At 63.1% G+C, this 19,775-nt stretch carries 17 protein-coding genes; 6 read left to right on the top strand and 11 right to left on the bottom strand.

The window, feature by feature from the left end:
- Positions 1 to 14: 14 nt before the first annotated feature.
- The 8 genes from PQQ86_RS21740 to PQQ86_RS21705 all read right to left on the bottom strand — a co-directional run bounded on the left by PQQ86_RS21740 (position 15) and on the right by PQQ86_RS21705 (position 10,037).
- Positions 15 to 617, bottom strand: coding sequence for a hypothetical protein (locus tag PQQ86_RS21740; RefSeq protein ID WP_408271437.1), 603 nt, complete (start codon positions 615 to 617; stop codon positions 15 to 17).
- Between the two features lie 477 nt (positions 618 to 1,094).
- A complete protein-coding gene (locus tag PQQ86_RS21735) occupies positions 1,095 to 2,060 on the bottom strand; it encodes a D-2-hydroxyacid dehydrogenase (RefSeq protein WP_408271435.1) in 966 nt (321 codons plus the stop codon).
- Between the two features lie 18 nt (positions 2,061 to 2,078).
- Positions 2,079 to 4,148, bottom strand: coding sequence for a transketolase (gene tkt, locus PQQ86_RS21730; RefSeq protein ID WP_408271432.1), 2,070 nt, complete (start codon positions 4,146 to 4,148; stop codon positions 2,079 to 2,081).
- 121 nt (positions 4,149 to 4,269) lie between these two features.
- On the bottom strand, positions 4,270 to 6,129 hold the full coding sequence (locus PQQ86_RS21725; RefSeq protein ID WP_408271430.1) for a TRAP transporter large permease: 1,860 nt from the start codon (positions 6,127 to 6,129) through the stop codon (positions 4,270 to 4,272).
- A gap of 4 nt (positions 6,130 to 6,133) precedes the next feature.
- On the bottom strand, positions 6,134 to 7,177 hold the full coding sequence (locus PQQ86_RS21720) for a TRAP transporter substrate-binding protein (RefSeq protein WP_054034227.1): 1,044 nt from the start codon (positions 7,175 to 7,177) through the stop codon (positions 6,134 to 6,136).
- 158 nt (positions 7,178 to 7,335) lie between these two features.
- Positions 7,336 to 8,100, bottom strand: a complete 765-nt coding sequence (locus PQQ86_RS21715) for an SDR family NAD(P)-dependent oxidoreductase (RefSeq protein WP_054033623.1) — start codon at positions 8,098 to 8,100, stop codon at positions 7,336 to 7,338.
- 96 nt (positions 8,101 to 8,196) lie between these two features.
- The gene (locus PQQ86_RS21710; RefSeq protein WP_200620653.1) at positions 8,197 to 9,195 is read right to left on the bottom strand and encodes a transketolase family protein; all 999 of its coding nucleotides are present in this window, start codon (positions 9,193 to 9,195) and stop codon (positions 8,197 to 8,199) included.
- On the bottom strand, positions 9,192 to 10,037 hold the full coding sequence (locus PQQ86_RS21705; protein WP_266241059.1) for a transketolase: 846 nt from the start codon (positions 10,035 to 10,037) through the stop codon (positions 9,192 to 9,194). The genes PQQ86_RS21710 and PQQ86_RS21705 overlap by 4 nt, the downstream gene beginning before the upstream one ends.
- A 138-nt stretch (positions 10,038 to 10,175) precedes the next feature.
- Between PQQ86_RS21705 and gcvA the strand changes: the two genes are divergently transcribed.
- Positions 10,176 to 11,066 carry a transcriptional regulator GcvA gene (gene gcvA, locus PQQ86_RS21700; RefSeq protein WP_408271424.1) on the top strand — a complete coding sequence of 297 codons (891 nt, stop codon included), beginning with the start codon at positions 10,176 to 10,178 and terminating at the stop codon, positions 11,064 to 11,066.
- Between the two features lie 73 nt (positions 11,067 to 11,139).
- On the opposite strand, the gene PQQ86_RS21695 is transcribed toward gcvA, so the two are convergent.
- Complete coding sequence (locus tag PQQ86_RS21695; protein ID WP_408271421.1) at positions 11,140 to 12,033, bottom strand: LysR family transcriptional regulator; 894 nt, start codon at positions 12,031 to 12,033, stop codon at positions 11,140 to 11,142.
- 119 nt (positions 12,034 to 12,152) lie between these two features.
- Between PQQ86_RS21695 and PQQ86_RS21690 the strand changes: the two genes are divergently transcribed.
- Entirely contained in the window at positions 12,153 to 12,614 is a 462-nt protein-coding gene (locus tag PQQ86_RS21690) for a GlcG/HbpS family heme-binding protein (protein WP_408271418.1), read from the top strand.
- Here PQQ86_RS21690 and PQQ86_RS21685 read toward each other — a convergent pair.
- Together PQQ86_RS21685 and PQQ86_RS21680 are read right to left on the bottom strand one after the other, a co-directional pair.
- Positions 12,611 to 12,922 (bottom strand): hypothetical protein, encoded by a 312-nt coding sequence (locus PQQ86_RS21685; protein ID WP_154567003.1) that lies wholly within the window; start codon positions 12,920 to 12,922, stop codon positions 12,611 to 12,613. The two genes, PQQ86_RS21690 and PQQ86_RS21685, sit on opposite strands and share 4 nt — an antisense overlap.
- A 143-nt stretch (positions 12,923 to 13,065) precedes the next feature.
- Entirely contained in the window at positions 13,066 to 14,757 is a 1,692-nt protein-coding gene (locus PQQ86_RS21680; protein ID WP_408271415.1) for a purple acid phosphatase family protein, read from the bottom strand.
- 423 nt (positions 14,758 to 15,180) lie between these two features.
- Between PQQ86_RS21680 and PQQ86_RS21675 the strand changes: the two genes are divergently transcribed.
- From PQQ86_RS21675 to PQQ86_RS21660, 4 genes are read left to right on the top strand one after another with little or no spacing between them, the layout of a single operon-like run.
- Complete coding sequence (locus PQQ86_RS21675; RefSeq protein ID WP_408271413.1) at positions 15,181 to 15,936, top strand: DUF3348 domain-containing protein; 756 nt, start codon at positions 15,181 to 15,183, stop codon at positions 15,934 to 15,936.
- A 10-nt stretch (positions 15,937 to 15,946) separates the two neighbouring features.
- Positions 15,947 to 18,301, top strand: coding sequence for a DUF802 domain-containing protein (locus tag PQQ86_RS21670; RefSeq protein WP_408271410.1), 2,355 nt, complete (start codon positions 15,947 to 15,949; stop codon positions 18,299 to 18,301).
- Positions 18,298 to 18,945, top strand: coding sequence for an OmpA family protein (locus PQQ86_RS21665; RefSeq protein WP_408271408.1), 648 nt, complete (start codon positions 18,298 to 18,300; stop codon positions 18,943 to 18,945). The genes PQQ86_RS21670 and PQQ86_RS21665 overlap by 4 nt, the downstream gene beginning before the upstream one ends.
- Complete coding sequence (locus PQQ86_RS21660; protein ID WP_408271405.1) at positions 18,938 to 19,639, top strand: DUF2894 domain-containing protein; 702 nt, start codon at positions 18,938 to 18,940, stop codon at positions 19,637 to 19,639. The genes PQQ86_RS21665 and PQQ86_RS21660 overlap by 8 nt, the downstream gene beginning before the upstream one ends.
- Positions 19,640 to 19,775: the final 136 nt, after the last annotated feature.

Below are 19,775 nucleotides of genomic sequence, written 5' to 3'. Positions count from 1 at the left end.
TTCGCGTCGCGCCCTTACTTCATGTCGGACTGGTTCGGCGGCGGCAGTGACGGATCGAGTTTCGCGGACTCTCTCACCAGTTGCTCAGTCATTGCGGCCGCAACCGGGTTCGAGCCAGGACGATAAGAGTCGTCACGACTACTGGGTTGGGCCGGCGGCGGCAAAGCCGGATCGAGTTTTGCGGATTCTTTGACCAACTCATCCGTGATCGCGGCCGCGACCGGATTCGTGCCATGGCGATGCAAACCGTCACGCGTGCCTTCTGATCGCAACGCGGGGTCGGTCTTCGACTCGACATAACTACGAACGGCGACCGATTCGCGTGGTCGCGTGTTCGCTCGCGGCAAAGGCACGGCGTCGTTCACTGGCGAGCCGGATACGGCCACCACTGTCCCGTTCGCAGACTGCTTGGGGTCAGTCACCGTGTTGGCGGAGAGCGCCGCCGCGCCGATCACACTTCCCGCCGTCACATGGGTGTCACCCAATGGGGGGGAAGTCGCGGCCAATTCCGTCGAACCGCTTGTCGTAGCGTCGGGGTCGACTGTCGAGCGATGGCTTTTGTGTAGCAGTAGAAAAGCGCCGAACACCAACTCGAGGAGCAGCACTCCAACAATCAATGATGTACGTACATTCCTCATATTAACCAACGATTCGTTCAGTCGAGACGATTGGATTGATGATGGCCGCTGGCTCGAAGGGCACGCCAAACGGCAAGTTCGCAGCGTGAGCCTGCGATGGGTTGATGTGGGGATGATTTGCGCGACCCGCACACGTTGATTGTCCGGTGGCAATGGTCCGGTGATTCGCTCCACCGAACGGCACGGGACATTTCTCCTATGCTAATGCGAAAAAATAACCCGTGCTGAACGGTCGCGCGGTCGGGGCGAGATAGTCCGAAAACTGCGGGCTTTCTGCGAGCCCGCAGCCACAGGGGACTACAGGTCGATGTTATGGAACATTCGGTTGGCGAGAGGCAATTTTCTCGTCCGGAGCGGTCAGATTTTTGTCGGCAATGAGCTAGTTCTGTTTGCGATCGATGTGCACGCGATTTGTCCGACGATCCGCACGCAGCGTGATACCGCATGCGCTGTCAATCAATATGCCCCTTGCACCAGATTGGTCGGCACACCGTTTACGAAGTTTTCAATGTTGTCCATTAATTGATCGGCAAGACACTGCTGCGCCTCGTCCGACGCCCATGCAACATGCGGCGTCAGAATGACGTTCGGGCGACCGGCCGCACGCATCAGCGGATTGTCCTCAGGAGGCGGCTCGCTTGCGGTCACATCGAAACCCGCACCGCTGATCAAACCTTCGTCAAGCGCCTGCACCAATGCGCCTTCATCGACCAGGCCGCCGCGCGCCGTGTTGATGATCAAGGGCTTTCTTTTCATCGCGCGGAACTCGGGCATGGCCAGCATGTTCCGCGTGTTCGGTGTAAGCGGACTGTGCACGGTGATGATGTCGCTGGTCGCGAGCACCTCGTCCCACGGTGTGTAAAGCGGACCCAAACCGTCACGCCCTTTGTGCGCGGCGAACATCGGCTGCATGCCGAAGGCTTTGCCGATTTCCGCGACACGCTGACCGAGCACGCCTTCACCAATGATGCCAAGACGCGCGCCGGCCAGATCGTGAATCGCGTGCGTAAAGAAACAGAATTGGCCGGACTTCTGCCACTCGCCGGCGAGCACGTCATCGCGATACGCGATCAGATTGCGCCGCAGCGCGAGTATCAGTGCGAAGGTGTGCTCGGGCACGGTATTGATCGCATAGCCGCGAATATTGCACACGGCAATGCCGAGCCGCTGGCAAGCCGCTTTGTCGACGCAATCGGTGCCCGTGGCGGCGATTGCGATAAGCTTCAGATCGGGCAATTGAGCGAGCACGTCCTGCGTCAGCGCCACCTTGTTGGTGATCGCGATCGACACCCCGGCGAGCCGCTGCAACACCTGCTCAGGCGACGTGTTTTCATATTCGATCAACTGATGATCGAAGCGCGGTTCGCGCAACACGATTTGCGGCGCAAGCGTGGCGCGGTCGAGAAAGGCGATCTTATGCATGCTCATGTCCTGGTTGATTTACAGATGCCGCTTTGCTTCGGCCACGACATGCTGCGCCGTGATACCGAAGTGCTCGTACAACGTCTCTGCGGAAGCCGAAGCACCGAAGCCCGTCATCCCGACGAAACCACCGCGCTCGCCCAGATAGCGGTCCCAGCCGAAACGCAGCGCCGCCTCGATACCGACGCGTACTGTGTTTGGACCCAAAACCGCCGCGCGATAGTCAGCGTCCTGCTCATCGAAGATTTCCCAACATGGCATCGACACCACGGCGGTCGCAATGCCCTCTTCCTGTAACTGAACGCGCGCCTGCAACGCCAGCGCGACCTCAGAGCCGGTGGCCAGCAAGGTCACGACACGCGCGCCACCCTCCGCTTCGGCCAGCACATAGGCACCGCGACGCGACAACGAATCGGCGCTATATTCGCGGCGCACCAGCGGCAACGCCTGCCTTGCAAAAATCAACGTACTCGGCCCGTGCCGATGCTCGAGCGCAAGCGCCCAGCACTCGGCAGCCTCCACCGCATCCGCGGGACGCAGCACGCGCATATTCGGCATCGCGCGTAACGAGGCAAGTATCTCGACGGGCTGATGCGTCGGCCCGTTTTTGCCCACGCCGATCGAGTCGTGGCTGAACACGTAGTGCACCGGCAAGCCCATCAGCGCGGCCATGCGCATCGCCGGGCGCTGATAGTCGGAGAACGCCAGATACGTGACGCTGGTCGCGACGATGCCGCCGTGCGCAGCCATGCCGTTAGCCATCGCACCCATCAGATGCTCGCGCACACCGCAGTGGACGTACGCGCCGCTGTGGTCGTCGGCGGTGAAAGCGTGCAACTGGCGTTTGTGGCCCGTAGGCGCCTCGAGATCGGCGCAACCCACCATGCGTTCAGGCAGCAGCGGCGCGAACAGATCGCTGATCTCGCCGGACACGGTGATGCCAGGCTGCGGTTCGTCGCGTTCCACGGCACGCTTTCGGTAAGCGTCGAGCACGTCACGCCAGCCTTCCGGCAAGCCACCCGCCATGACCCGTTCGAACTCGGCGCACTGAGCGTCCGGCAACGCGGCAAGGCGCGCGTGCCACGCGTTGTATTCCTCACTACTGCGTCGGCCCGCTTCGCGCCATGCGCCCAGGACATCGGCGGGCATGTCGAACGGTGCGTGCGGCCAGCCGAGTTGTGCGCGCGCCGCGTCGGCATCCGCCTGGAACAGCTTGCCGCTATGGCCGCCGCGCTGTCCTTGCAAGCGCGCGATACCGCGGCCGATAACCGTCTTGCACGCGATCATCGACGGCCGCGGATCGGCGCGCGCAATTGTCAACGCCGCGCTGACCGCTTCTAGATCGTGGCCGTCGACTTCGATCACCTGCCAACCGGCAACGCGAAATCGCGCGCAGACGTCCTCGCTGATGGAGAGCGAGGTGCTGCCGTCGTCGGTGATCTGGTTGTCATCCCAGCAGAGGATCAGTTTGCCAAGCCGCAGATGGCCGGCCAGCGAAATCATTTCCTGACCGATGCCCTCCTGAAGACAGCCGTCGCCGACGAACGCATACGTGTAGTGATCGACCAGCTCGCGGCCGAAATTCGCCGCGAGATACGCTTCGGCGATGGCCATGCCAAACGCGTTGGCAATGCCTTGCCCCAGCGGACCGGTGGTCGCCTCGATACCATGCGCCGGCTCGTACTCGGGATGCCCCGCGCAATGCGAACCCAGTTCGCGGAAGGTCTTGAGCTGGTCAAGCCCGATCGCCGCATAGCCAGTCAGATACAACAGCGAATACAGCAGCAACGAACCGTGGCCGTTGGACAGCACGAAGCGGTCGCGGTCGGGCCAGGTTGGGTCGGCGGGATTGAATTTCAGGTGCCGGGTGAACAACGCCGTCGCGACTTCGGCCATGCCGAGCGGCACGCCCTGATGGCCTTCACCCGCCCGCAGAATCGAATCGATGGAGAGGAAGCGGATCGCGTCGGCCAACGGCAATTGCGGCCGTTGCTGACGAGATTGAGTTTGCGTCGCTGCGGCCGATAGTGAAGTCGATGGCGTAAGCGAAGCAATCGGTGCAGCAGACTGAGCTTCAGTGGTGGACATGACAAAAGGCTCCTCTACGCCGCCCCGGCATGCAGGGCGGCGGCAATCAAAACGAATCGGATCGGATCAGGCGGAAGAACTTCGTATGAGGCGGCACCGCGCAGCCTCATACGTCAGCGGGTCAATGCAGGAAACCTGTCGAAATCCACGGCACCGCGGCGACGATAATCAACCCAGCCATCAGCGCTGCGATGTAGCCAAGAATCGGCTTCATGCCTTCGTCGGGATGAATGCGGCTCACCGCGCAGGCCGAGTAATAACCCACGCCGAACGGCGGCGCGAACAAGCCCACGCCCATCGAGAGGATCACCACCATCGCGTAGTGCACATCGTGAATGCCCATCTGCCGCGCGATCGGGAACATCAGCGGGCCGAACAGCACGATCGCCGGAATGCCTTCGAGCACGCTGCCGAGAATCACGAACACACAGATGGATGCCGCCATGAACATCGCCGCGCCGCCAGGCAGTGCGCCGAGCGTCTGCGCGAGCTGTCCTGAGAAGCCCGATTGCGTCAACGCCCACGCCATGCTCGTCGCCGCGCCGATAATCAGCAGAATCGCGCCCGACAACGTTGCGGTGTCGATCAGCATCGGCTTGAGCCGCTTCCACTCGAAACGGCGATAGATCAGCAAACCCGCCAGCACCGCGTACGCAATACCGATGGTCGAGACTTCCGTCGCCGTTGCAATACCTTCGACCACCGCGGCGCGAATCACGAACGGCAACGCAATCGCAGGAAACGCGATGACGAACTTGCGCAGAATCTCGACGCCCGTCGCACGCTTGACGCCCGACATGTCTTCGCGCCGATAACGCCACTGCACAACGATGCACAAGGTGATCGCCAGCACGATGCCCGGCAGCATGCCGCCCGTGAAGAGCGCTGAGATCGACACGCCGGTCACGGAACCGAGCGTAATCAGCACGAGGCTCGGCGGAATCGTCTCGGTCTGCGCGCCGGTCGCGGCCAGCAGCGCGACCAGATCGCCGGGCTTCGCACCGCGCGCTTTCATCTCGGGAAACAGCACCGGCGCAACCGCCGCCATGTCCGCAGCTTTCGAGCCCGAAATGCCCGACACCAGATACATCGCGCCGACCAGCACATAGGACAGTCCGCCGCGCACGTGACCCAGCAAGCTAGCGAGAAACGCGATCATCGCCGCGGCCATGCCGGTCATCTCGATCAACTGCCCGAGAAACACAAAGAGCGGCACCGAAAGCAGGATCAGATGCGACATGCCCTCATCCATCCGGCCGACCACCACCGGCATCGGCGTATTCGTGGTCAGCGCAAGATAGCCGAAGGTGGCGAGTCCAAACGAGAAGGCAATCGGCACGCCGCTCAGCACACCGAGCGCGACCAGGCCGACAAAGAAGATCAGCAGGTTGATATTGCCGAGATCGCGCAGCAGCGGGCCGAGTGCAATGAAGATGCCGGCCAGCGCGCCGACCGTTGCAATCGCAGCGAGCGTCAGGCGCCAGTTGCCCATGCGGGCGAGCCGCACCACCGCGACCAGCAGCATCAGCGCCGAACCAACCGGCAAGGCAGCGGCGCGCCACGAGTTCGACAATTCGAGTGCCGGCGTCGTGATGAACGATTCGTCCTGCGCGAAGCTGATCGCCGGACCGATCACCATCGCGAGGAACGCGATCGGCGCGGCGATCGCGACCACGTCGAGAAAGGCGCGCACACCTGGCGGCGCCATGCCGACCAGCGCTGTCATCCGCATATGCTCGCCGCGCCGCAACGCGATCACGGCACCAAGCATGGCGAGCCACAGGAACAGCATCGACGCGAGTTCATCGGACCACACGAGCGGCGCGTGCAGCAGATAGCGGCTCGTCACGCCAGCCAGCAGCACGACGATTTCCGCGAGCACCAGCAACGCAGCGGGAATCTCCACCAGATGGCCGAGGGCGGAGTCGAGCGCACAGGCGAACCGATGCTGCCGCTCGTGCGAATAGGAGATTGAGATCATCGCATTACCCCAGTTTTCCGACGGACTTCTCCATCAGCCCCCACGCCTCGTCGCCGTACTTGGCTTTCCAGTCGTGATAGAAGCTCGTCTTGGCCAGCGCGCCACGGAAAGCGTCCCGGTCGACATCGATAAAGGTAATGCCCTTCTTTTTCAGGTCGTCGCGCAGCGAGAGGCTGAGCCTGGCAATATCCGCGCGTTGCAGCATCGCTGCGCTTTCGAATTCACGCGTGACGATCGCGCGAATATCCGCAGGCAGACGCTCCCAAGCAGCGCGATTGCCGAGAATCCAGTAACCGTCCCACACGTGCGACGTGAGGCTGATGTACTTCTGCACTTCATAGAGCTTGGCCGTCGCGATGATTGGCAGCGGGTTTTCCTGACCTTCCACCACACCGGTTTGCAAGGCCGAATACAGCTCGTTGAAGTTGATCGGCGCGGGGCCGGCGTCGAGCGCTTTGAAGAGTGAGGTCAGCATCGGCGCTTGCGGCACGCGAATCTTGAAGCCTTTCAGATCAGCCGGCGCGCGCAGTGCTCGAGTCGATGAACTGATCTGCCGGAAGCCGTTGTCCCACACCTTGCTCACAGATACCAGGCCCGACTTGCCGATCTGCGCGCGGATGTAGTTGCCGAGATCGCCGTCCATCGCCTTCCAGACCGCGTCGTAGTCCTTGAACGCGAAGCCGGTATTGACGATGCCCGCGGCGGGCGTCAGCGTCGCCAGAATCGACGAGGCCTGATTGAAGAACTCGACGCCGCCATTGCGCACCTGCGACAGCAGATCGGTATCGGAGCCGAGCTGATTCTGCGGAAAGAGTTTGATATCGAGGCGGCCCTTGGTCGCTTCGCGAATGCGATTGATCGCCTCCTGTGCGCGAATGTTGACCGGATGTGTCGGGTCCTGGCCGGTTGCGAGTTTGTACGAAAACTCGGGGGCCGCCATCGCGCTTCGCGAGATGCTCCATAACGGTGCGGCGGCGGATAAGGTCGCGCCGGCCTTCAGAAAGGTGCGGCGGCTGATGCCCTGCGGGGCGTTCGAACGGGTTGTCATGGTGTCTTCCTCCAATTCTGGATCGCGCGTCGTTATGTTTTTAGAATCTGAACCGCGGCGGCTGCACGTGTTGCTCGCCGCGATCGTCTGTTCTCTACTACGTGGTCCCCATTGCCGCCGCCGGCCCCCCGCCTGACGGCCCGTCCTGCCGTCTGGCGTCAGCCGTGAATCAGCATTCCACCGTTCACATCGATCACCGCGCCGGTAATATACGACGACAGGTTCGATGCGAGGAACAGGAAGGCGCCGGCCACATCGTCGGGTACGCCCAGACGATTGAGCGGAATGCCCGCGAGAATTTCGCCGCGCTTGTCGTCGCTGATCTTGCCTGCGTTGATGTCGGTCTGGATCAGACCCGGCGTCACGCAGTTCACGCGAATGCCGTCGTTGCCGAGTTCACGCGCCATCGCTTTGGCAAGGCCCAGCACACCGGCTTTCGCCGCCGAGTAATGCGGGCCGCCGAGAATGCCGCCGCCGCGCTGCGCCGATACTGACGACATGCAGCCGATCGAGCCGCTCTTCTGCTTCTTCATCTGCGGGACGACCGCTTGCGACAGATACAACACGCCGCGCAGATTGACGTCGAGAATACGGTCCCAGCTTTCCGGATCGATCTCGAGCAGCTTGGCAGCCTGGGTAATGCCGGCGTTGTTGATCAGGATATCGATCGAACCAAAATCGGCGACGGTGCGTTCGACAGCAGCCTGGCAGGCGCCACGGTCGGTCACATTGCATACATAGCCACGATGTTCGGGCCCAATCGACGCCGCGGCTTCGACCGCGGCATTTTCGTCGAGATCGAAAATGGCGATGCGTGCGCCGTGCGCCGCGAACATGCGGGCGGTCGCCATACCGATGCCGCGCGGCGACGCGCCGCCGGAAATGACGGCGACCTTGCCGTCGAGTAGACGTGACTCTGACATGATGCGGATCTCCTGAATATGAAGCTTATGGTTTGCTAAATTGTTTGCTATCGGTAAGTACGCGTGTATGCGGCGCTTACCAGCCTTGATGAACCTTTACCGCAGCCAGCCTTTGATCGTGTCGCACATTGCCTCGGTGGAAATTCCGTAGCGGTCGTGCAAGGTCGGCAGCGCACCCGCGTCGAGAAACGCGTCGGGCAAGCCGATCTGACGGAACGGCGGCGTGACGCCATTGGTCAATAGCACCGCCGCCACCGCTTCGCCCAGCCCGCCGATCACCGTATGGTTCTCCGCCACCACGACAAGGCGGCCGGACCGGCGGGCTTCGCGCAGCAGCGTGGCGGTGTCGAGCGGCTTGATGGTCGGCACGTGCAGCACGCCCACGTCAATGCGATCGGCAGCCAGCGCCTTCGCCGTTTCCAGCGCACGCATCGTCATGATCCCGGACGAGATGATCAGCACCTCGGCGCCGTCGCGTAGCAGCTTCGCTTTGCCGAGTTCGAACTGATAGTCGTATTCGTCGAGTACGACCGGCACGTTGCCGCGCAACAGTCGTGCATACACGGGCCCGCGATGGTCGGCGATGGCCGGCACCATCTGCTCGATTTCGATGGCGTCGCACGGGTCGATCACCGTGAGATTCGGCATCGCGCGGAACAGGGCGAGGTCTTCCGCCGCCTGGTGGCTCGGACCGTAGCCGGTCGTGAGGCCAGGCAACGCGCAGACGATCTTGACGTCGAGGTTGTCCTCGGCAATCGCCTGATGGATGAAATCGTAGGCACGGCGCGCGGCGAACACGGCGTACGTGGTGACGAACGGCTGCGCGCCTTCGTGCGCCATGCCGGCCGCGGCGCCCATCAGCAGTTGCTCGGCCATGCCCATCTGGTAGTAGCGCTCCGGGTATTCCTTCGCGAACAGATGCAGGTCCGTGTACTTGCCGAGATCGGCGGTCATGCCGACCACTTCGGGGCGGTTGCGCGCCAGTTCCACCAGGGCGTGGCCGAACGGGGCCGAGCGGGTGATCTGCCCTTCACCGGCGATCGAGGCGATCATCGCCGACGTTTTCAGACGCGGTTTCGGTACGGCGGCGCTCATACGGTTCTCCCGGCTTCGAGCGCCTGCAGCGCGAGTTGCCACTCGTGCGCATCGACGCGGATAAAGTGATTTTTTTCGCGCGCTTCGAGGAACGGCACGCCACACCCCATCCGCGTATCGCAGACGATGATTCGCGGTTGCGCTTCCGGATGCGCATGCGCTGCATCGAACGCGGCGACGACAGCGGCGAGATCGTTGCCGTCCACGCGTTGCACGAACCAGCCGAACGCCTGGAGTTTGTCGACCAGCGGCTCGAACGCCATCACGCTCGACGACGGGCCGTCGGCCTGCTGGTTGTTGACGTCGACCATCGCGATCAGGTTGTCGAGCTTCCAGTGGGCCGCGGACATCAGGCCTTCCCAGATCGCGCCTTCATCGAGTTCGCCGTCGGAGAACAGCGTGTAGACCCGGGCATCCGAGCCTTTGCGCTTCAGACCCAGGCAGCGGCCCACCGCGATCGTCAGTCCCTGCCCGAGCGAGCCGCCGGACATCTCCATGCCGGGCGTATAGCTCGCCATACCGGACATCGGCAGACGGCTGTCGTCGCTGCCGTAGGTTTCCAGTTCTTCGTCGGCGATGATGCGGGCCTCGATCAGCGCGGCGTACAGCGCGATGGCGTAGTGACCGTTCGATAGCAGAAAGCGGTCGCGGCCTTCCCATTCGGGGTCGTCGGCGCGATAGCGCATGGCGCGGAAGTAGGCGACGGCCAGGACATCGGCGATATCGAGCGCCTGGCCGATATAACCCTGCCCCTGCACTTCGCCCATGCGCAGCGCGTTGCGGCGAATCTGATAGGCGTGCTCCGCGAGCTGGGCGTACGGCGCGGTTTCGCTGGTGGTCACTGTTTGTCTCCTCGTGGATCTCTTGGCAGGGGCCGCTGTGATGCCGATCCCAGTGACTCAAGCGTAATCTCGCACTCACACGCGCTCAAACGAATTAATATGGGTCAATGGATGAATTCAATTCACCTTGATGCTGCCATGCACAATCGTGTCACCTTCAAGTCGATACAAGCATTCGAGGCCGCTGCGCGGCTCTCGTCGTTTGCGCTCGCAGCAGACGAACTGTTTGTCACGCCCTCAGCCGTCAGCCATCAAATCAAGCTGCTGGAAGAGCAATTGAGTATTCGTCTGTTTCATCGGCTGCACCGCACGGTGATCCTGACGGACTACGGGCGGCAATACGCTGAGGAAATCACCGCGGCGTTCGCGCGGATCGACTCAGCCACCCGCGAGATCGGGCGCGCCGCCAAGAGCGACATCCTCACGATCCACTGCACGCCCAGCTTTGCGACTCAATGGCTGATGCCGCGCATCGCTCGTTTTAGCGCGGCACATCCGGATATCGACGTGCGCTTGAATGCCTCTTCAGAGGCGGTGGATCTGATCTCGGAAGCGGTGGATATCGACATCCGTTACGGTCCGAGAAAGCTGCAGCCGGCCGGTACGATGGTGCTCGAGTTACCGCCCGAGACGATCGTGCCGTTGTGCTCGCCCACGCTGATGGCTGGAGAACATCCGCTGCGCAGCGTCGCGGATTTACCGCACCATGCGCTGATTCATAGCGAAGGGTGTCTGGTCGGATGGAGAGACTGGATGCGTCTATATCGCAAGACGCGGCTCGATATCGGACGCGGTCCGCGTTTCGATCGATCGTTTATGGCGATCAGCGCGGCGGTGGACGGCTTGGGCGTCTGCCTCGAAAGCCTGCTTCTGGCGCAGCGCGAACTGGAAACGGGCCGACTGGTGGCGCCGTTCGGTCTGGAAGGACTCCCTGTGAACGGCTATACGCTGAACCTGCTGAAATCCCGCGCCGAATTGCCGAAGCTGCATAGCTTCCAGGATTGGCTGTTTGCGGAACTTGAGAAGTGATGCGCGTGCCGCACTGATCCGGTCATGCGCAAACAGTCGACAAGAGAGGGGGCCATCTTTCCTCATCGGGCACTCAGACAGCGTCTCCTCCTGTTCCGGCAACAAGGCGAGCGGCCAGAAAATCAATCAACACACGGATGCGGCGCGGAACCGGACGGCCCGCCATCCACACCAGATGTACGGGTACGGGTTCGGGCTCGAACGAATCCAGCACCGTCACGACCTGCCCTGCGTCGAGCAGCTTCTGCACCTGAAAGATCGGTGCCCGGCCGACACCTGCGCCAGCCGCGGCCGCCGCATTGCACGCTAACGCGCTTGTGGAGCGGAACCGCCCCGTGACTTGGACAGCGCCCCCTGCCCGATTGAATGTCCATGTTTCACGCTCCGCGTGCTGGCGCAGGACGCAATCGTGTGCGGCAAGATCGGACGGATGAGCCGGGTAACCGCGAGCGGCAAAATAGCCCGGCGCGCCGAACACCACCCGTCGCAACGTGCCCACCTGTCTCGCGCGTAAGGTCGAATCCGGCAGACGTCCGAGGCGGACCGCTAGATCGATGTCGGCTTTCGCGAGGTCGAGATACAGCTCGGCGAGCACGAGTTCGGCTCTGACAGACTCGTGAATTGCCAAAAACTTCGCAAGAATCGGCGAGACAAATTCAGCGCCGAATACCGTCGGTGCGCCGACGCGAATACTGCCGCGCAACTGCGTGACCTGGTCGACGAGTTCGTCACGCGCTGCGTCGATTTCTCCCAGCGCGGGCCGAATTCGCGCAGCGAATTTCAGGCACGCCGCAGTGGGCTCAACACGACGTGTCGTTCGATGGAACAAGGTCGAGTTCAACTCACGCTCGAGCGCGGCAATGGCGCGGCTCACCGACTGTAACGTTCGACCCAGCGACCGCGCCGCAGCTGTCAGACTTCCTTCGTCGAGAATAGCCAACAGCACTTCATATTCGTCTTTGTTCATGCACGTTATTCTCTCGTTTTCTGGAAGAATCTCTGACGGCTCGCGCAGCTATGCGCGAGCTGATCGCCGCCTTACATTCTAGCCATGTTGATATCCAACTGGACCAAATGAGGCGACGAATGACCCAACGAAACGAGAATGGCATGCCGATGAAATACAGCGACCGGTTCAACCTGGCCGATGCACGCCAGGTCGCGCGCGCAGCCGAAGAGGAGGCGATGCGTCACGGTTGGCCGATGGTCATTGCAATTGTGGACAGCGGCGCGCACCTGGTGCTTCAGCAGCGGCTTGACGGCGCGCAACTCGGTAGTAACGACGTTGCAAGACAGAAGGCCGAAACGGCCGTGCGATTCCGGCGGCCCACGTGCGTTTTCGAAGACGCACTCGCGCAAGGCGGACTCCACCTGCGCCTGCTCGGCATGACTAACCTCGTACCACTGGATGGGGGAATTCCGCTGCTTCGCGACGGCGCGGTGGTCGGCGCGATAGGTGTGTCGGGTATGCGTTCCGACCAGGACGCGCAGGTCGCCCAGGCCGGTGCAGACGCGCTGCCGCCGGCAGAACCGCCTGGCAGCCTTTAAGGTTTGCCTTTGAGGGTGAACGGCGCCAGCAGTGACCGTACGTCGACCTGCTGCCCCTGGAGCAGAAGCAGCCTCGCGTGAAGCACCGTGTTCTCGAGAACGAGCTTGGCGGTGCTCAGCAGATACAGCGCGTGGATATCGGAGATCGACATGTTGCCTGCTTCGACCTGGTGGTGACGCTCGACAAGTGAACTCATGACGAGCCGCCTGAGTTCCTGCTCTCCAAATGGAAGGTCCGCGTAGTCGATCGGGTCGTCGGCTTCTACTTCCCGCAGCAGTTCCACCAGCGTTTCAGTGCTCACGTCCATGGCAGGCTCCACGTTGTCGTTCAAGACCAGCATAGCCAAACAGAGTCACCAGCACTGACAGCCTACCGTTTCTATTTAAGGGAGTCTAGTCTGCGAGTGACACTGCCCGGCTTCAAATCACGACACGTGAAATCGCGTTGAGCTTACCCTCGACGCTTCTTCTTCAACTCGATTGTTTCGAACAACTCGTAGTTCTGAGTCGGTGTTTGGTCCGCACCCGGCGCGTGGTAGTAGTTCATCGTTATCGTGGTCTCACCACCCGGATGGCCCGGATCATGGTCAAACACCGCGATACCGTAGCCCGTGCCGGTATCCCGTTGCGCCGACCACACCGCATCTTCAACGGCATCCGCGCCGGCACGCACAAACGTACCTGCGGTCGTCCCGGCAACCGGACGATTCGGCCGCGTGAAAATACGCGCCTGCGGTAAGCCGGTTCCGAGATCCACCCCGTACACGTCGAGCGGCGCACTCGTGCCGCCACCGCCGAGAATCAGGTGGATCGTGCCGTGACTCGTATCGAACGTCGATGCCCCCGACGACACCGCCGACATCACCGGCCGCGGCTGCAACGTATCGACCACGCGTCCCGTGGCGATATCGGTGCCCTTGTTGTGATTGCAGCCGCGCACGGGATAGCTGCGCTCGTAATCATGGTCATGCCCGCACAGCACCAGATCGACACCGTAGCGGTCAAATAGTGGCAGCCAGGCTTCGCGGATGCCCTTGTCGGAGCCGTTGCCGGTCTTCGACGAACTCAGCGCGTCTTGATGCATCTGCACGATGATCCAGTCGACTTCGTCGTCTTCCGCCGCCCGGCGCAATGTCTTCTCGAGCCAGCGGGTCTGCTCGCCCTCGCTATAGCCGCGCACATAGAGCGACGTGCCCGGCTGAATCGGCGGATTGCCGGTGCTCGCCACCGGCACCAGGGGAGCCGGGCCGGCCACGAACGCAGCCGCATCCTGATAGACCACGTCATCCGCATCGAGCGAGATGAACAGCACCGAACTCACGCGGAAGCTGTACCAGCGTCCCTGGAAGCGCGTGTGATTCTCCGGCAGCGTGTAGCGCGAAAGATACGAGGCGAGGCCCTGTTCGCCGTTATGGAATTCGAGCTCGTGATTGCCCGGACATGGCATCCACGGCCGGTTCGACGCCGAGGTCTGGCAGTTGTTGCCGAAATCGCGCCACACGTCGGGCTGGTGCGTCGGGTTCAGATTGGCGTAGCAGAGATCGCCGTTGAGCAGATGGAACAGCGGCTGAAATCGCTCGACGGCCTGAACCGCGAAACGGCTCTGCGGCGACGACAGGACCCAGCCGGTGTTGGGCGTCGCGAGATCGCCGTAGCTCGTCCAGCGAAATGGCGCGCGGCCGCGGGGCGCCGTGCGGAAGCTCGCGGTGAAGGGCTGAGCCGCGTTGCTGTCGTTGTCGGCGCTCACCTCGTACTCGTAGTTCGTGTCTGCCTTCAGGCCACGCAGACGTGCGTGATAGGTGAACACGACCTCGCCGTTGATGCCATCGGTATAGGTGCTTTGCACGCCGTGCACCGTTACTCTCGCCCCGCCCCCGCCGCTTAACCGCACCTGTGGATTGGCCGCCGGCGCCGGCGACGCCCATGACACGGTGACCTCGCTCGTCGGATCGTTGCCCCAGGTCAGGTGGACCTGCTCAGGCGTACCGTCGGGCGCGCCGTTCGCGGCCCGCGCCGCCGACGCGAGCGTGCCCGCGGCCGTCGCGAGGCTCGATGCGCCCGCAAACTTCAGAAAGCCACGGCGCGAGACGATGGTAGCGCCCTGATCGGTCGGCGAATCCTTGTCGATTTTCTTGTTTGTCATGTCGGGTTTTTGTATGGGGGTGGAAGGTCGGCAACGCGGACGGCGAGTACACGGCGCGATATGCGCCGCGAGTGCCGTGCCGGACCAGGGTGCGACAGAAGCGACAGGGCATCCTAGTCGCGAAGCTATGACAGGCAGATGAAATGGTCGGACGTGGGCGGTGCCGTGCCGCCTCTTTCGGGAGAGACTACACCGCGTCGGCGCGGTGCATCGCGCCGGCCGACCGCCGTGACCATTCAGTCGATAGACGGTGTAGAAGCCGCCCAATTAACCTCGTAAAAACCCTCATGGCGGCCCAAATCACCGCATCGCGATCGGCCCGTTGGCCGCGCTGAAACCCTCGCTTGCCCCGCCCGTTCATTAAGGGGCTGCATCCCTCCCCCCGCCGCCGTGTAAACTGCTGACTTTTTTGACTCTGGTGGTATGGTGCAAGCCCCACAGCGCACAGCTTTCAGTGGCCCGGCGCTCATTCGCATACTTGCTCGCCTGACGGACGTCGATGTTCCCGAATCCAGCCAGTCGCTTTCGGACCGGCTAAGCCAATGGCTCGGCTGGACCGACGCGATCGCGTTGTCCTCGGCGCTGAGCAACGCTCCGCCTGCCGTCGCCGCCGGCGCACGCGCCTCCAGCGACGCTGAAGAGAGCGAATGCGCCCGCGTGCGCGCGTCGTTGGCGGATGCCATCGTCGGCGACAGCGTGTTTGCCGTTGCGAGGCGCCGCGGGTCGGCGGCTCAGGCGCTCCCGCAAGGCGCCCCGGCGGATGCGCCGGTCGATTATGCGGTTTTTCGTCAGCGCTACCTCTCCATGCAGCAGTCGATGGAGACGGGTATCGGCACCCTGCGCGCCCGCCTGCGGGCCATGCTGGCCGCCAGAACACCCGCCATGGCCCGGCTCGCGGTGGTAGACGCCGTGATGGAGCGAGCGCTCAGCGAGCGTGAGCGGAGTCTGCTGGCCGCCGTGCCCGGCTTGCTCAAGGGGCACTTCGAGCGTTTGCGCGAGGCGGAGCAACAGACGCTGGCCGACGCCGAAGCCTCAGAGGACGCCGCAACCGTCCCATCCGCCACACCCGGCGCATGGCTGAACACGTTCCGCAAGGATATGCAGAGCGTGTTGCTGGCCGAACTGGATGTTCGTTTACAACCGGTCGAAGGGCTGCTTGCGGCCCTTCGCACCCGCTAACTGGGACACTATGTCCAGATATCTCAATCTCGTTGTTTTTCTGGTCGGTCTGGCCGCGGTGTGCTGGATCGGTGGCGGCTACGTCGGCTCGAATGTGCTGGCGTTGGCGGTCACGCTGTTGATTGGCGCCTGCTACGTGGCAGGCTCGCTCGAACTGCGGCGCTACAGCCAGGCCACGTCCACGCTGGCGCGTGCGGTCGCGGGCTTGTCCGGACCGCCGCCCAGCCTGGGCGCCTGGCTTGAGCCCTTGCATCCCAGCCTGCGCAATGCGGTGCGCGTGCGCGTCGAGGGTGAGCGTGTGGCCTTGCCGGGCCCGGCGCTGACGCCGTATCTGGTCGGTCTGCTCGTGTTGCTGGGCATGCTCGGCACGCTCCTCGGCATGGTGGCGACCCTGCGGGGCACCGGCATGGCGCTGGAAAGCGCGACAGACCTTCAAGCTATCCGCGATTCGCTCGGTGCGCCGGTCAAGGGGTTGGGCTTCGCGTTCGGCACGTCGATTGCCGGCGTGGCCGCATCTGCGATGCTGGGACTGCTTTCAGCGTTGTGCCGGCGCGAACGGATCGATGCCGCGCAGATGCTCGACGTGAAGATCGCGACGACCTTGCGCATCTACTCGCAGACCCATCAGCGCGAGGAAAGCTTCAAGCTCCTGCAGCGGCAGGCCGAGGTGATGCCCACGCTGGTCGATCGTCTGCAGGCGATGATGACGGCCATCGAGCAGCAGAGCCTCGCCTTGAACGAGCGGCAGATCGCCAGCCAGGACGCTTTCCACAGCAGGGCCGAGACCATCTATACGCAGCTTGCTGCGTCCGTGGAGCAGTCGTTAAAGGAGAGTGTCGCCGAAAGCACCCGCGCCGCCAGCGCGGCGCTGCAGCCGGTCATGGCGGCCACGTTGGCGGGTCTCGCGCGCGCGACGACCGCGATGCACGACACCGTCACGCACGCCGTCCAGCGGCAGTTGGATGGACTCTCGACTGGCTTCGAGGCGACCACCTCGACTGTCGCGGGCATCTGGAACAAGGCGCTTGAGGGGCAACAGCAATCGAACGAGGCGCTCACCCAGCAACTGGGCACGTCGCTGGATCGATTCACCGAGACTTTCGAGCAACGCTCGGCTGGCCTGCTGGATGGCGTCGCCGCGCGGCTGGAGGCAACGGCGGGCAGCGTGTCGGCCGCGTGGAACGAGGCGCTGTCACGACAAGAACAGGTCGGCGAGAAACTGGCGGGACACAATCAGCAAGCTTTGGCGGCGGCCGCTGCAACCTTCGAGCAGCACTCGGCGTCACTGCTACGCGCAGTAGGCCAATCGCACACGGACTTGCAGACGGAATTGGCCGCGCGAGACCAGCAACGATTGGCGATCTGGACCGAGACGCTTGGCTCGATGGCCGCTACGTTGAACAAGGAGTGGGAGCAGGCAGGCACGCTTAGCGCGAGCCGGCAGCAGGAAATCTGCGACGTGCTGGCACAAACCGCACGCGACGTCTCCGCTCAAACCCAGGCACATGCGAGCAGCACGATCGCCGAGATTGACCGGCTCGTGCAAGTGGCTGCAGAAGCGCCTAAGGCCGCGGCAGACTTGCAGGCGGAACTGGCCGCGCGAGATCAGCAGCGGCTGGCCGCCTGGACCGAGACACTCGGCTCCATGGCCACCACGCTGAGCAAGGAATGGGAACAGGCCGGCACGCGCAGCGCGAGCCGGCAGCAGGAAATCTGTGACACGCTGGCGCAAACCGCACGCGACATCTCGGCCCAAACACAGGCGCACGCGAGCAGCACGATCGCCGAGATCGGCCAGCTTGTGCAAGCCGCGTCGGAAGCGCCCAAGGCAGCGGCCGAAGTCGTCGCCGAATTGCGTCAGAAGCTCTCCGACAGCATGGTCCGCGACACCGCGATGCTGGACGAGCGTAGCCGCCTGCTAGCAACGCTGGAGACCCTGCTCGATGCAGTGAACCATGCGTCCACCGAACAGCGCACCGCCGTCGACGCGCTCGTCGCCACGTCGGCGGATCTGCTGGATCGTGTCGGCACCCGTTTCACCGACAAGGTCGAACTCGAAACCGGGAAGCTGGGCGCGGTGGCCGCGCAGGTCACTGGCAGCGCCGTCGAAGTAGCGAGCCTCGGCGAAGCATTCGGCGCGGCCGTCCAGATGTTCGGCGAGTCGAACACCACGCTCGTCGCGCATCTTCAGCGTATCGAAGCCGCGTTGGACAAGTCCCTCGCGCGCAGTGACGAGCAGCTGGCCTATTACGTCGCCCAGGCGCGAGAAGTCATCGACCTGAGCATGATGTCGCAGAAGCAGATCGTCGAAGATCTGCAGCAACTCGCGGGCAAGCGGGCGTCCATCGGGGCTGAAGCGGCATGAGCGAGGAAATCGACGGCGGCGTAGAGACCACGGCGCCCATCTGGCCCGTCTTCGGCGACCTGATGTCGGTGCTGCTGGGCGCGTTCGTGCTGATTCTGGTGGGCGTCATCGGTGTGCAACTGGAACTCTCGACCCGCCTTGCGCAAGAGGTCAAGCAGCGTCAGATGGAAACGCAGCGCCGCAAGACCCTGGAGCAGGCGCTGGCAGGACCGTTGGCAGCGGGCCGGGTCACGCTGGTCAACGGACGCATCGGCATCAACGGCAGCGTGTTGTTCGCACTGAACTCCGATCAATTGCAGCCCGAAGGCCGGGACGTCCTCAAGAGCCTGGCGGGGCCGCTGTCCGCTTACCTCCGGGCCAATGACCAGATCCTGATGGTGAGCGGCTTTACTGATGACCGGCAGGTGCGGGAAGCTAACCGTCGCTTTGCCGACAACTGGGAGCTGTCGGCCCAGCGCGCGCTGACGGTGACCCGTGCGTTGATTGATGCAGGCGTTCCGGCTTCGTCCGTATTCGCGGCCGCGTTCGGCTCGCAGCAGCCCGTCAGCTCGAATACCGACGACCAGGGCCGGGCGAAAAACCGACGCGTGGAAATAGCACCGGTCCCGAGGCCTTCGAGCGCAACGGTGAAGCCTCGTGAGTAGTGTGAGTCATACGAGTAGTGGCGCCAGTGACGTGACAGCCGGCGCCCGGGCAACGCTCGACGCATGGCGCGAGCGCGGCGCCGATCGCCTGGATCCCATCCGCTTTCGTTTCATCGAGGCGCTGGATCGGCGGGCAGCGGATCATAGCGGCGAGGCGCGGCGTCTCCTGGATGAGAAGCTCTCCAAACTGATCGAGGCGTATGCCATCGATCTCGAGCACGCTGCGTCCAAGGCGGTTGACGCTAATGCCGATACCGACATCGGCCCCACGGCATCATCCGATGAACCCGCTCGCGACACGCTGGCCGGACTGATCGACTACATCGCCAGTCATGCGCCCGCAGACGGTGACGGCCTCAAAGCAGGCAGCGTCACGCCTCGGCCGTCGTCCTATCCGGAACTGGAGGCGCTCGACTACTTCAGGGAAACCTGGTCCAAGGTCCGATCCGAGAAACAGCTGCGGCAGTCGTTAAAGAAAGCGCCGGGCAATGCCGGTCCGCTCAACTCGAGCAGCCTCGTGCATCGATCGCTCTCGCTGATGCGCGAGTTGTCGCCTGGGTATCTCCAGCAGTTCCTGTCGTACGTCGACGCCTTGTCGTGGATGGAGCAGATGAACGGCGGCGGCGCCTTGCCGGCTAAAGATGCGCCTCGCGCCGCAAGCGCCAAAAAGAATACTAGGGGCAAATCGCGTTAGCGCGAGGGCAGATCCGCCGAGCCCCTGGAGCATCACAATCCAGCCAAAAGCAATCCTCCGGTTTGCGCCGCTTTAACATCCGAAATCGCGATTTAGAAGATGGGCTCTACTTGGGATAATCGGATTGTACTGATTG

Source organism: Paraburkholderia sediminicola (assembly GCF_046026675.1).
GTDB lineage: Bacteria > Pseudomonadota > Gammaproteobacteria > Burkholderiales > Burkholderiaceae > Paraburkholderia > Paraburkholderia sediminicola_F.
Note: the sequence above shows the minus strand (reverse complement) of the source record. Positions and strands in the feature narration are given on the sequence as shown.

Coding starts and splice junctions, on each gene's coding strand:
- PQQ86_RS21735 (WP_408271435.1), bottom strand. CDS start 2,060: ATGCATAAGATCGCCTTTCTCGACCGCGCCACGCTTGCGCCGCAAATC.
- tkt (WP_408271432.1), bottom strand. CDS start 4,148: ATGTCCACCACTGAAGCTCAGTCTGCTGCACCGATTGCTTCGCTTACG.
- PQQ86_RS21725 (WP_408271430.1), bottom strand. CDS start 6,129: ATGATCTCAATCTCCTATTCGCACGAGCGGCAGCATCGGTTCGCCTGT.
- PQQ86_RS21720 (WP_054034227.1), bottom strand. CDS start 7,177: ATGACAACCCGTTCGAACGCCCCGCAGGGCATCAGCCGCCGCACCTTT.
- PQQ86_RS21715 (WP_054033623.1), bottom strand. CDS start 8,100: ATGTCAGAGTCACGTCTACTCGACGGCAAGGTCGCCGTCATTTCCGGC.
- PQQ86_RS21710 (WP_200620653.1), bottom strand. CDS start 9,195: ATGAGCGCCGCCGTACCGAAACCGCGTCTGAAAACGTCGGCGATGATC.
- gcvA (WP_408271424.1), top strand. CDS start 10,176: ATGCACAATCGTGTCACCTTCAAGTCGATACAAGCATTCGAGGCCGCT.
- PQQ86_RS21695 (WP_408271421.1), bottom strand. CDS start 12,033: ATGAACAAAGACGAATATGAAGTGCTGTTGGCTATTCTCGACGAAGGA.
- PQQ86_RS21690 (WP_408271418.1), top strand. CDS start 12,153: ATGACCCAACGAAACGAGAATGGCATGCCGATGAAATACAGCGACCGG.
- PQQ86_RS21685 (WP_154567003.1), bottom strand. CDS start 12,922: ATGGACGTGAGCACTGAAACGCTGGTGGAACTGCTGCGGGAAGTAGAA.
- PQQ86_RS21680 (WP_408271415.1), bottom strand. CDS start 14,757: ATGACAAACAAGAAAATCGACAAGGATTCGCCGACCGATCAGGGCGCT.
- PQQ86_RS21675 (WP_408271413.1), top strand. CDS start 15,181: ATGGTGCAAGCCCCACAGCGCACAGCTTTCAGTGGCCCGGCGCTCATT.
- PQQ86_RS21670 (WP_408271410.1), top strand. CDS start 15,947: ATGTCCAGATATCTCAATCTCGTTGTTTTTCTGGTCGGTCTGGCCGCG.
- PQQ86_RS21665 (WP_408271408.1), top strand. CDS start 18,298: ATGAGCGAGGAAATCGACGGCGGCGTAGAGACCACGGCGCCCATCTGG.